This is a genomic window from Bacillus sp. ISL-47 (assembly GCF_018613175.1).
Taxonomy (GTDB): domain Bacteria; phylum Bacillota; class Bacilli; order Bacillales; family Cytobacillaceae; genus Cytobacillus.
This window is the reverse complement of sequence record NZ_JAGGQS010000011.1, coordinates 39,473-51,702: the sequence shown is the minus strand read 5'-3', so window position 1 is coordinate 51,702 and position 12,230 is coordinate 39,473. Positions and strand designations below refer to the sequence as shown.

Below are 12,230 nucleotides of genomic sequence, written 5' to 3'. Positions count from 1 at the left end.
AATATATTTTGAATATTTTAAAAGGTGGGATTTCAGTTTCTTAATAGAAAAAACCAGGTGGAATCAACACCTGGTTTTTCAAAGCATTCGGCCGGTACCGCAGTCATGCTAATGGGACTTATTTATCTATTCCTGATTTTCTCCAATAAGTGTGGGACAGACCGGAAAGCATAAAGCTTTTCATGAACTTTTCCTTCTTTGAAGATGATGAGGCAAGGGACGCTTTCGACTCCCCACTTTTCAGCGATTTCCGGCATATAGTTTAAATCCGCTTTCCCCATTTTTTTGTCTGGCAGCAATTCAGCTGCAACGGCCAGCATCTTGCCTGCCATTTGGCAGGTTCCACACATAGGCGTGTACAAATATAAGAGAGCGCTTTTTTGCCCATTTACCGCTTCATCAATCTCATGGTGCGACCATTCCAGCATTTTATCATCCTTACCTGTCTAAGTACTGTGTATAAACGTCAATATTAGCTCCCAGCAAAACCGTAGCCAAATGATGTTCAGGAGCTGTGGCTACCTCTCTGTACATCCTGTCGATGTATAGATGCTCTGCCTCGGGAAACTCTCTTTTAAATTGTTTCCTCAGCTTTTCCCCGGCTGAATCAGCATCCACCAATATATATACATCCTTATCAAACAGTGTGTCAATTAATTCGTCCAGTTTCGTTATGCTGATTGTTCCGTTAGTGCAAATAATCTCTACCGGCTCTCTTATGATACTTTTCACCTTTGTTTTATCTGACTTTCCCTCAACAATAATAACTTTCTCCGGAATTGCCTCATTCATCGTCATCACCTGAAAGGAGTTATTTTGAAGCAGAATTGCTTTGCAGTTAAAAACCGTTAAAGAAAGTGTTTATCCAATATATTCATTATTCTTGATTATGGTGTGAATCTCCTGCCTTTTTGAGCGGAAGGGTTTTGCAGATTTATTAATTTAGATTTGTAAAAGGCTCTTTTCTCATAGATTGTTGTGTTTGTTTATGAATTCTGCCCGTTGATTTCCGCTACGGGCACTTGCTTTCCGCGGGGAGGGTTGCAAGCCTCCTCGGCTTCGCCTGTGGGGTCTCGCACTTCCCTCTCCTCCCGCAGGACACTGAATCAGCTTCCTCGAATAATCACCGCACGAAGAAAATGCGAATGCATTTTTGAGGATCAAGTGCCCTCCGCTACAATCAACTCAGTTGGGTAAAATTAATTTTGCCTTCAAAAAGCAACTTACTTAACGAAAACAGCCTTGTAAATAAACCCTTTTTCTTGGCTTTATCTTGCAAATCTTTGTCATTTTTAAATTTATCTAACTTGTTTTATACTTTTCGAGCAGGATACTTGGTTTTTCTAGCATGTTTTTGAATTTATCTAACATCTATTTTGGTTTATGAATCAATTTCCGGAATTTATGCGTTACTTTCAACATTTATGAATCAATTTCCGGGTTTTATGCGTCACTTTTTCGAATATATGCGCCACTCCTTAATATGACGCTCTTTAGGTGAACCAGCTATCCACACCAATATATGCTCTTCTTCTATGCTTTAGCCTATTAAATAAACAGCGGAAATTCTCCCGCTGTTTACAATGTTAGCACCAGCCGCCTTCGTCACAGTCAGTATAGCGGGCTTGCGCCTCATCTGTAACGGAAACGTTCTGATAAATTTTTTGCTGGTCAGTTTCAAAATGATGTTCCAGATTAAAGGAAGAGCCTTCAGGCAGGCTGATTTGTCCTATTTTTTCATTTTCAAGGTAAAGCTCTATATGATCATTTTTCAGCTTGCCGACAACCCGGTCAGTTATATCGATTTTCTGCTGCTTCAATGTCATGGTAACCAATCCTTTCATACCTTTGGGTACTCATAGTTTTGCCCTATCTACATAAAAGAAAAATAGCAATTAAAGGCAATGCAGCAAAAAAACCGGCTCGTATTGAGCCGGCTTTTCAGTCAATTAGTCTTCGTTTGTCATATCCTCGTATTGCTCAGCAGTCATAAGCTTGTCTACTTCGCTTAAGTCTGAAGGCTCAACAACAACCATCCAGGCTTTTTCGTATGGAGATTCGTTTACGAATTCAGGACTGTCGTTAAGGTCTTCGTTAACTTCAACTACTTTGCCGCTTACAGGTGCATAAAGCTCGGAAACCGTTTTAACGGATTCAACACTTCCAAATGGCTCATCTGCAGTCAGCTCATCCCCAACTTCCGGAAGCTCAACGAATACGATGTCGCCAAGTTCTGATTGCGCAAAATGCGTAATCCCAATGCGGATTTTTCCATCTTCTGTTTTTACCCACTCATGCTCTTCTGAATAACGTAATTCTTTAGGTGTGCTCATAGTTTATCCCTCCACTTTTTATATTTCAATTTATGATCGTAAAATCGATCGCTCAATTCATGATGGCCCGTAGGAGCATAATATCAGCCCTTAGGATAGCCATGCCTTTTCATAATCCTCTTCTTTGAAGCCAACTGTTACCTTTTGGCCGTCTGTCAGAACTGGACGCTTAATTAGCATGCCGTCCGTTGCCAAAATATCCAGCAGCTCTTCTTCTGATGAGGTTTTCACTTTGTCCTTTAAGCCAAGCTCCCTATATTTCTGGCCACTTGTATTAAAGAACTTTTTTACGTCCAACCCACTTTTTTTATAAAGCGATTCAAGCTCGCTTCGTGAAGGCGGATTCTCCACAATATGTACTTCTTCATAAGACAAGTTATGTTCATCGAGCCATTTCTTCGCTTTCCGGCATGTCCCGCATTTGGGATACCAGTAAAAAGTCAACGCCATTCTATCACCACCCAATGTTAGCATATCCAGGCTTACTAGAAAAGCGCAAGGCGCCTGCCTATCGGCGACAAGCATAAGACGAGCCGGCATGAAGGTTGATTTTTACCTTCTTGACGGATTGGCTTATGACCTCGAGCCGATGGCGCCTGGAGCTAGACACTATCTGGCTTCAGAAAGGTAGACTTATCTTCTAAATTGCTGCCTTTTAATTGAATACTACCATAAAAGAATAACAATGAACACCAAGATAATATTCGACATATTTCTTCAGTTTCCTGCCGGCAGAATAAATTTTTAATGGCTATGTTAAACTTGCTGTTGATTACCGCTCATGACGCACGCTTTCCATGCTGGCCTCCTGTCCGTTTTATACCTGCGGGTTCCTTTGCCCGCAATATGCGTCCGTGAAGTAATTCCGCCCGAAGGAAATGCAAGTGCATTTTCGGGGAGCCTTGCACCTTCCGCGCCTTCCAATACAGTACAAAATGAACAATCAGCTTACGGAGCTAAAAAAATAAGCCCCCTTCACAAGGAAGGGAGCCAGCTTATGATCAAACCACGAAACGTTCAGCGTCTGTTAGCTTCTCGGCAGCTTCACGCTTTTTAGCAATCACATTGATAGGCGTGTGGCGCGTAAATTTGCGAAGCGCTGACATCATCATGCGAAGAGCATCGCCATTTTCAACCGCAACAAGCGTTTCTTTTGCATCCTGCTCAATTTTGTTGAATGCTTCCTGACAGAAAATTTGTGTATAAAGAAGCTTTTGCTTGCTCTTTCCAAGACCAGCTTTTTCGATAGCCTTTTCTGTACGAAGAACAACTGATTCCATTGCATATGCATTTGAAATAATATCGGCAATGTTTACAAGAACTTCTTGTTCTTTATCCAGAGCTTTGCCGTATTTCTGAGCAGCTAAGCCTGCAGCTAGCAAGCCGATCTTCTTCGCATTTTTAACTAAATATTTTTCCTGTGCCAATGGCTCATCGCCAGGCTCTTCAGGCATCATCATCATAAGCTCTTCCTGAAGTGCCTGAGCTTTTTGGAATAATGGAAGCTCGCCCTTTAAAGCTTTGCGAAGGTATGTGCCTGGCACCAATAGACGGTTAATTTCATTTGTGCCTTCAAAAATCCGGTTAATACGGGAATCACGGTATGCTCTTTCAATTTCATACTCAGCCATGAATCCATATCCCCCATGGATTTGAACGCCTTCATCTACCACATAGTCAAGGACCTCAGTGTTGAAGAATTTGTTCATGGAGCATTCAATGGCATATTCAGCGATTGAGTTTGCTACTTCTTTACCATCTTTCACTTCTTCATCAGTCAGCTTGCTCATGCGGTCTTCGAATAAACCTACTGTGCGGTACACTGCACTTTCAGCTGCATAGATTTTGGAAGCCATTGTTCCGAATTTTTCTTTTGTCAGGTTGAACTGGGCGATAGGTGTTTTGAACTGCTGGCGCTGGTTAGCATATTGAACAGCCAGTTCGAATGCACGCTTGGCGCCGCCAACTGCACCTACTCCTAATTTATAACGTCCGATATTTAAGATGTTAAAAGCAATTACATGACCCTTGCCGAATTCGCCAAGCAGGTTTTCTTTTGGAACTTGTGCATCTTCTAGAATTAATGTACGGGTAGAAGAGCTCTTAATGCCCATCTTCTTTTCTTCTGCCCCTACAGATACACCAGGGAACTCTCTTTCAACGATGAACGCTGAGAAGTGCTCTCCATCAACCTTTGCATATACCACGAATACGTCAGCAAAGCCAGCATTTGTGATCCACTGCTTTTCACCGTTTAATACATAATGAGTACCTTCTGCATTCAGTTTTGCAGTTGTTTTTGCGCCTAGCGCGTCAGAACCGGAGCTTGGTTCAGTCAAAGCGTATGCAGCCAGCTTTTCTCCTGTTGCCAATGCTGGAAGGTATTTTTGTTTTTGGTCTTCGTTACCGAAAAGTACGATTGGAAGGGAACCGATCCCTACGTGTGCACCATGGGAGATGGAGAATCCGCCGGCACGCGCCATTTTCTCAGCGATCAGGGCGGAGCTGACTTTATCTAATGCAAGTCCGCCGTATTCTTCGGGAACATCCGCTCCTAAAAGGCCAAGCTCACCAGCTTGCTTTAATAATTTAACGGATCGGTCAAACTCATGGTTCTCCAAATGTTCGATCTGCGGAACCACTTCATTTACCACATAGTCTTCTGTGGTTTTTGCAATCATAACCTGCTCATCTGTGTAGTCTTCAGGTGTAAACATACGATCATAGGAAACATCTTCAATTAAAAAGCTTCCGCCTTTAATTAAGTTATCAGTTTGATTTGCCATTTTTAATTCCTCCATTCTATTTGGGGAGAAAAGCCGATGGGGCTTTTCTCGAATTTTAAGGATTATAGAAGTTCAAATACGCCAGCTGCACCCATTCCGCCGCCAATACACATCGTTACGACTCCGAATTGCTGGTTGCGGCGCTTCATTTCATGGATTAGGGATAAAGTCAGCTTTGCACCCGTACATCCAAGCGGGTGTCCAAGAGCAATCGCTCCGCCGTTTACATTCACTTTTTCTTCATCCAAGCCTAGTTCGCGGATAATCTGAATGGATTGAGATGCGAACGCTTCATTCAGTTCGAATAGGCCGATATCGGAAACCTCAAGTCCTGCTAGCTTAAGCGCTTTAGGAATTGCTACAACCGGTCCGACCCCCATGATTTCAGGAGGAACTCCGCCTACTGCAAAGCTTCTGAACTTAGCCATCGGCTGCAGGCCTGATGATTCTGCTTTTTCACGGTCCATTACCATTACTGCCGCTGCTCCATCACTGGTTTGTGAAGAGTTTCCGGCAGTAACTGTTCCTGTCACAGAGAATGCCGGGCGCAGCTTTCCTAGGGTTTCAACTGTCGAATCAGGTCGTACGCCTTCATCCTGGCTGAATTGGATTGTCTTTTCCGTTAGCTTATTGTCTTTTCCTACGGATCTTATGATGACATCCACAGGAACGATTTCATCCGCAAATCGCCCATCCTGAATGGCCTTTGCTGCTCTCTGGTGGCTTCTTACGGCAAAAGCATCCTGGTCTTGTCGTGAAATGCCATATTTCTTGGCCACTTCCTCTGCTGTATGTCCCATGCCCATATAGTACTCAGGAGCTGTTTCCGCCAATTTGGCGTTGGGGCGGACCACATGCCCCATCATTGGCACAAGGCTCATCGATTCCGCTCCGCCTGCAATGATGGTATCGGCATGGCCGATCATAATTTTCTCGGCCGCATAAGCGATTGACTGTAAGCCTGAAGAGCAATACCGGTTGATTGTAATGGCTGGAACCTCGTGGGAAAGGCCGGCAAGCGCTCCGATATTCCTCGCCATATTCAAGCCCTGTTCTGCTTCAGGCATAGCGCAGCCAATGATTAAGTCATCGATATTTCCTTCATAATTTCCTGCACGTTTCAATGTTTCCTTCACAACAAGAGCACCTAAATCATCCGGCCTTACATTTGCAAGCGTACCTTTCTTTGCTTTCCCGACCGGTGTCCGGGCACCTGCAACAATTACCGCTTCTCTCATCTTATTCCCTCTCTTTCTATAAAGTGAGACTTCACTCAGAGGGGGGTTTTTCCCGCTGAGTGTTAGTCGAACCAATCGGGCTTATACGGGCAGTTACGCCCCCGCAATGCCGTCCCGATTCTCCTAGTTTCTATTTTGGGGCTTACTGCCCGTTAAACTGCGATCAATGTTGTAATCTATTTATTAGTTCCGCAATGGCTTTCCTTTTAAAAGCATGTGCTGCATACGCTGCTGTGATTTTGGCTCAGCAACCAGGCTTAAGAACGCTTCACGCTCAAGGTCGAGCAGGTATTGTTCATCAACCTCTGTTCCATATGGCACTTTACCGCCAGCAATCACATACGCAAGTTTTTTGGCGATTTTAAGATCATGCTCAGAAATATAACCTGATTGGAACATGGCATGCGCACCAAGCAGCAGGGTTGCATATCCTGTTTCTCCAACCACTGGCACCTTCTTGCGTACGCGAGGCTTATATCCTTTTTCATGCATGACGAGGACAGCCTGCTTGGCATCATAAAGAAGGTGATCTCCGTTCACGCTAATGCCATCGGCAATATTCAGGAAGTTATGATCCCGGGCTTCTTCACCTGAAGTAGAAACCTTTGCCATAGCGATTGATTCGAATACTTTGTTGGCTACCTTTTGCAGATCGAATTCGACGCCATTTGGCATGCTTTCAAGATGCTTAATATATAGCTCCTTATTTCCGCTTCCGCCAGGAATCAGTCCGACTCCTACTTCAACAAGCCCCATATACGTTTCGCTTGAAGCCTGAATATGTGCTGCAGGAAGGCAGACCTCTGCCCCGCCTCCCAGCGTCATTCCGAATGGAGCAGCCACAACCGGCTTGGAGCTGTATTTGATTTTCATCATGGCATTCTGGAAATGGCGGACTACCATATCAAGCTCGTAAATATTGTCATCCTGTGCTTCCATCAGGATCATTCCAAGGTTTGCACCGACACAGAAATTCTTGCCCTGGTTCCCGATGACAAGGCCTTTATAATTTTTCTCCACTTCATCAACCGCAAAATTAATCATTTGGATAATATCGAGTCCGATCGCATTACTTTGTGAATGGAATTCCAGAAGGGCAACACCATCGCCAAGGTCGATAAAGCTTGCGCCAGTATTCTTTTTAATAACCCCTTTTTTCTTTTTTAGCTGCTTTAAGTTGATCACTTTTGGATTTTCTTCAATTAATTTATATTCGCCATTATGATAGAAATACAGCTGGCCTTCCTCTTCTTTGTAGAAAGTAGTGAAGCCTTTTGCGAGCATGTCTTTTACCCATGCAGGCACTTCTTCACCGGCTTCTTTCATCTTTTGGACTGATTTTTCAACACCAATGGCATCCCATGTTTCAAATGGTCCAAGCTCCCAGCCAAAGCCCCACTTCATCGCACGGTCAATTGCTGTTACATCGTCTGCAATTTCACCATGCAACTGAGCTGAATAAAGAAGCGCCGGGCTAAGAATATTCCATAAAAGCTGGCCTGCCCGATCATCTGCATATACAAGCGCTTTCATTTTTCCGGCCGTGCCCTTTTCCTGTTTGCTCAATTCTACTGAAGCTGTTTTAAGCTTTTTGCGAGGTCCATATTCCAGGCTTTCTGGATCCAGCTCAAGGATTTCTTTTCCTTTTTTCAAGAAGAATCCCTGGCCTGACTTGCTTCCCAGCCAGCCTTTTTCCTGCATGGCTTTCATGAAGCCCGGCACTTCAAATACTTCTTTCTCTTTTCCCTCTACTTGCTCATAAACGTTGCCCGCAACGTGTATAAATGTATCAAGGCCTACCACATCCAGTGTTCTGAAAGTTGCACTTTTCGGCCTTCCGATCAACGGGCCTGTAACGGAATCAACTTCACCAACGCTATAGCCGCCTTTCAGCATTTCCTGTACAGTGACCAGGAGTCCATAGGTGCCGATGCGGTTTGCGATAAAGTTTGGGGTATCCTTCGCTTCTACAACACCCTTGCCCAGCACATCTTCACCAAATTGCTTCATGAATGAAAGCACTTCAGGATCAGTATTCTTAGTTGGGATTACTTCTAATAGCTTTAAGTAACGTGGCGGATTAAAGAAGTGTGTGCCAAGAAAATGCTTCTGGAAATCCTCCGAGCGGCCTTCAGACATTGCTTCAACGGAAATTCCTGAAGTATTTGAGCTTACAATACTGCCAGGTTTGCGGTATTGGTCCACTCTCTCGAAAACCTGTTTTTTAATTTTCAGATTCTCTACAACTACTTCGATTACCCAATCGACATCTTTAAGGCGTTCCAAATCATCATCAAAGTTGCCTGCTTCAATCAGAGCAAGATTCTTCTTGGAAGTCAGCGGAGCGGGTTTTTGCTTTAATAGCTTTTGGCGGTTGCTTTCACTGATACGGTTGCGCACCGCTTTATTTTCAAGGGTAAGCCCTTTTGCTTTTTCTGCATCTGTTAATTCACGAGGTACGATATCCAGCAATAATGTTGGTATTCCGATATTAGCCAGGTGCGCCGCGATTCCTGCCCCCATCACTCCGGAGCCCAAAACTGCCGCCTTTTTAATTTGTTGGATCAACTTTATTTCCCCCTTTTAGCGTTTTTGAATGAATACTCATTCATTTTACAGCCAAAAAAAATATTTCCCTAATCTGAATGAGCCCTGTTAGTTATAACTATAAAATATTTGCAAAATTTACGCAATGATTTTAAGCGGAAATTTGAAAATGTTTTGAAATTTATTAAAGGGACAATATGATTGCTGGGACTGTTTGGGCGAAATGATAAAGGTTTTTTTGGACATTCTATAGGAGAAGCAACTGTCGGCGGACGACAGGAGCTGATTGCAACGGAGGTGAAAAAAATGGGAAAAATGAAGAAGGATCCATCCAGGGCTGGTGTCAGTGCAGCAAGCGTGCAGGGTGATGCAGGTCCTACTGTTGAGAGACAAGGTCCCAAAAAGAGGAACAGCCAAAATAATCAATATAAGCGATAATCCGGGTTAAATGCCAAGCGGCTTATATGAGCTGCACTTCAAGAGGTAATCTACTAGCATTTAAAGGCTGGCTGCTGTCTGTCAGCCTTTTTCCAATATGGACATAGGGTAAATCTATAAATCCTCTCCCTAAGAATAACTGGCGTTTTTCAGAGGAAAGATATGTACGAATAAAAGTACTTTTATTCCCAAACTGCTTTGCGGTGTCAATAAATAAATGAGGAGGATTTATTATGCAACAGCAAAATATGAACATGCAAAACCAGCAGGGCATTATGCAGCAGCCTCCTGCAGTTGTTTCCACTAAGGATTCCCTGTACTTAACAGATATGCTTTCCTGGAATCTTCTCGCATTTAAAAAGGCTCATTTTTACGCTCAACAGTGCCAGGATCAGGAGCTTAAGACTCATTTCGAACAGTGCGGGCAAATGCACCAGCGCCATTATGAGCAGCTGCTTACCCATTTAAACCAGCAAAATCAGCAAAACTTTATGGGAATGCAATAGGAGGGGAAATTCAAATGAACCAAAATCAGAATCAAAACCAAAATACGATTCAAAATCCTGAAACCCAGGTTAATAAAACACCGCAAATGAACGACCGCGACTTTACAAATGATATGCTGGCAATGGAGAAATGGATGACTAATGCTTATTCTGTTGCAATGAATGAAGCGAGCCACCAAAGCCTTTATCAGGATATGCTGACTGTTTTCAATGAAACGCAAAACCACCAGAGAGATCTTTATAATCTTATGTTCAAAAAAGGCTGGTATAAAGTTGAAGCAGCTGACCAGCAAAAACTGCAGCAGTCCTATCAGCAATTTCAGGGATATTCCAATCAGTTCCCATATGGAAATGGGCAAATGCAATAAAGAAAAACCGCTGCATCGTTCCTGCAGCGGTTATTTTGGATTTGCAAAAGGAAGTATTAACTTCAAATATATCGAAGAGTTTGCAACTATCATGAGACTTGCAAATAAATGAAGTAGGCGTTTAAAATCCGGTTCCTCTTAATTTGATTTTTTGCTTCTTAGCTCCTCATTCATCTTCTTAATTTCAGCAATAAGAGCTTTCATTTCTTCTTTTGCATCCGGATATGTATCATTCCAGTGCTTGGCAAGCGGGGGCAGGGATTTTGCGATAAAGGAGTACAATGCCCATGCTTCAACCTTTTCTTTTAGTTCAGGATCGCTCTCGCCAATTAGGAGTTCCGTATATTTTTCAAGCAGTCCATCCAGCTGTTCTTTGAATTTGACATCCATCATGTTTCCCTCCTTTTTATAAGCTCTTGCAAATCTGAGGGCATGTACCGCAGCGTTTGCCGCTGTCCGTTAAATAGGAAAAGCAGCAGGTTTTTCGCGGCCTGACGAGCTTCCCTTTGCTTCCCACAAATATTTTCTCGTTATGATACCGTTTCAGCGGATTTTGATTATATCCCCCGAAGAGATCCCCAGAGGCTTCTTCCATGATAAACTTGAAATCCTCCGCCGCCTGCTCAGCCGCTGATGTTTCCCCTGGCAGGACCGTTTCATAAAGCCAGAATAGATAAATCGCAATATTTTCCCAAAGAATCAGCTTTGAAATCTTCGCTTCTTTTGCGATATTATCCAAGATTGGAAACACATGTCCGCTAAATAGAGCACGAATAGATTCTTCTCTCCATTGCTCCCTGTCTGCTCCGGCACATTCACCTACAAGGCTTTTAAATCGAAACGCCGGCAGCCAAAGCTCACCCTTTTCCTGGCCTTCCAGAGAAAGATTCTCATGCGAAATATTCAGCCGCAAATTCCAGGCGGTCATGCTATATAAATAAATCACAGGCAGAAATGCATATCTTTTAACCAGAATGGAAGCGGCTGTTTTTTCATCTTTTGCTCCAATATGTTCTTTTACCGCAGCCAGATATTCCCCTGCTTTCTTGGGATCCAGCAAGTCAATCACATCAATGGAAAGAGGAGAGTTGGCCGAATCTGGGGAGAGCCTGAATGGCGTAAGTGCTTCTGCCTGTTTTTCTGTCAGCCGGATCATCCTTAAACCCCCTGCCCTTTCAGGATGCACCTTCCTTTTCCGTACGGAATGCATAGCGGGGTGCCGAATAACGGATCAATCGTGACTTCACAGTCCATGCCAAATACATTTTTAACTAATCCGCAATTAATGACATGTTCTGGCTTGCCCTGGGCAAATACTTTCTGATTTTTTATGGCGACGATATTATGTGCATAGCGGCAGGCCAAATTAAGGTCATGGAGTACCATCACAATCGTGCGCTGCTCTTTTTCATTTAATTCAAAGAGCAAGTCAAGAATTTCAATTTGATGGGTCATATCCAAATAAGTGGTGGGTTCATCAAGTAAAATCGTATCTGTATCCTGGGCTAAAGTCATCGCTATCCACGCTCTCTGGCGCTGACCTCCGGATAAGGAATCAACAGTCCGGTCCTTTAATTCCTCCATGCCGGTTGCTTTCAGAGCGTTTCTAACCTTTAGTTCATCTTCTGTTGACCATTGTTTCAGCCAGGTCTGGTACGGATACCTTCCTTGCTTTACAAGCTGGAGCACTGTCAGGCCCTCAGGAGCTGCAGGAGATTGGGGCAGGATTGCCATTTTCCTGGCAACATCTTTTGTTGATAGTCTGGCTATGGCCTCCCCTTCCAGTAAAACAGCACCTGACTTAGGCTTCAGAAGCCGGGCAATGGATCTGAGCAAGGTCGATTTTCCACAGCCATTTCCACCGATAAAAACGGTGATTTCCCCTTTTGGGATTTCCAAGTTAAGCTCATTAATGATTATCGTATCTCCATATGACAGTGTTAAATCCTTTGTTGCGATCGCTTGCCCTGTTGTCATGTCTGCCCTCTCCTTTTTTTAAGGCTCTGTTAAATTG

The 12,230-nt window shown here is 43.5% G+C and carries 14 protein-coding genes; 3 read left to right on the top strand and 11 right to left on the bottom strand.

From position 1 onward, the window contains the following. Positions 1-122: 122 nt before the first annotated feature. From J7I93_RS04945 to J7I93_RS04910, 8 genes are all read right to left on the bottom strand, one after another. On the bottom strand, positions 123-428 hold the full coding sequence (locus J7I93_RS04945) for a thioredoxin family protein (RefSeq protein ID WP_214723898.1): 306 nt from the start codon (positions 426-428) through the stop codon (positions 123-125). A gap of 10 nt (positions 429-438) precedes the next feature. Further along, positions 439-792 carry a toprim domain-containing protein gene (locus tag J7I93_RS04940; RefSeq protein WP_214723896.1) on the bottom strand — a complete coding sequence of 118 codons (354 nt, stop codon included), beginning with the start codon at positions 790-792 and terminating at the stop codon, positions 439-441. A gap of 794 nt (positions 793-1,586) precedes the next feature. Next, positions 1,587-1,844, bottom strand: coding sequence for a YusG family protein (locus tag J7I93_RS04935; RefSeq protein WP_214987650.1), 258 nt, complete (start codon positions 1,842-1,844; stop codon positions 1,587-1,589). A 105-nt stretch (positions 1,845-1,949) separates the two neighbouring features. Further along, entirely contained in the window at positions 1,950-2,333 is a 384-nt protein-coding gene (gene gcvH / locus J7I93_RS04930; RefSeq protein WP_214723894.1) for a glycine cleavage system protein GcvH, read from the bottom strand. 90 nt (positions 2,334-2,423) lie between these two features. Next, complete coding sequence (locus J7I93_RS04925) at positions 2,424-2,783, bottom strand: arsenate reductase family protein (protein ID WP_214723892.1); 360 nt, start codon at positions 2,781-2,783, stop codon at positions 2,424-2,426. Positions 2,784-3,334: 551 nt separating this feature from the next. Next, positions 3,335-5,119: an acyl-CoA dehydrogenase family protein gene (locus tag J7I93_RS04920; RefSeq protein ID WP_214723890.1), complete on the bottom strand. Its 1,785-nt coding sequence runs from the start codon at positions 5,117-5,119 to the stop codon at positions 3,335-3,337. A gap of 62 nt (positions 5,120-5,181) precedes the next feature. Continuing rightward, the gene (locus J7I93_RS04915; RefSeq protein ID WP_214723888.1) at positions 5,182-6,357 is read right to left on the bottom strand and encodes an acetyl-CoA C-acetyltransferase; all 1,176 of its coding nucleotides are present in this window, start codon (positions 6,355-6,357) and stop codon (positions 5,182-5,184) included. 183 nt (positions 6,358-6,540) lie between these two features. Beyond that, positions 6,541-8,922, bottom strand: coding sequence for a 3-hydroxyacyl-CoA dehydrogenase/enoyl-CoA hydratase family protein (locus J7I93_RS04910; RefSeq protein WP_214724075.1), 2,382 nt, complete (start codon positions 8,920-8,922; stop codon positions 6,541-6,543). Positions 8,923-9,210: 288 nt separating this feature from the next. Here J7I93_RS04910 and J7I93_RS04905 point away from each other — a divergent pair, with 288 nt between their 5' ends. From J7I93_RS04905 to J7I93_RS04895, 3 genes are all read left to right on the top strand, one after another. Continuing rightward, on the top strand, positions 9,211-9,342 hold the full coding sequence (locus tag J7I93_RS04905; protein ID WP_214724073.1) for a YuzL family protein: 132 nt from the start codon (positions 9,211-9,213) through the stop codon (positions 9,340-9,342). Positions 9,343-9,575: 233 nt separating this feature from the next. Beyond that, positions 9,576-9,848: a hypothetical protein gene (locus J7I93_RS04900; RefSeq protein ID WP_214723886.1), complete on the top strand. Its 273-nt coding sequence runs from the start codon at positions 9,576-9,578 to the stop codon at positions 9,846-9,848. Between the two features lie 14 nt (positions 9,849-9,862). Next, complete coding sequence (locus J7I93_RS04895; protein WP_214723884.1) at positions 9,863-10,216, top strand: spore coat protein; 354 nt, start codon at positions 9,863-9,865, stop codon at positions 10,214-10,216. 138 nt (positions 10,217-10,354) lie between these two features. Here J7I93_RS04895 and J7I93_RS04890 read toward each other — a convergent pair whose 3' ends face one another. Genes J7I93_RS04890 through J7I93_RS04880 form a run of 3 tightly spaced genes read right to left on the bottom strand, consistent with a single transcriptional unit; the run spans position 10,355 to position 12,193 of the window. After that, the gene (locus J7I93_RS04890; RefSeq protein ID WP_214724071.1) at positions 10,355-10,606 is read right to left on the bottom strand and encodes a YusU family protein; all 252 of its coding nucleotides are present in this window, start codon (positions 10,604-10,606) and stop codon (positions 10,355-10,357) included. A 16-nt stretch (positions 10,607-10,622) separates the two neighbouring features. Next, complete coding sequence (locus J7I93_RS04885; protein ID WP_214723882.1) at positions 10,623-11,372, bottom strand: IucA/IucC family C-terminal-domain containing protein; 750 nt, start codon at positions 11,370-11,372, stop codon at positions 10,623-10,625. Positions 11,373-11,374: 2 nt separating this feature from the next. Then, positions 11,375-12,193, bottom strand: a complete 819-nt coding sequence (locus J7I93_RS04880; RefSeq protein WP_214723880.1) for an ABC transporter ATP-binding protein — start codon at positions 12,191-12,193, stop codon at positions 11,375-11,377. Positions 12,194-12,230 lie beyond the last annotated feature (37 nt).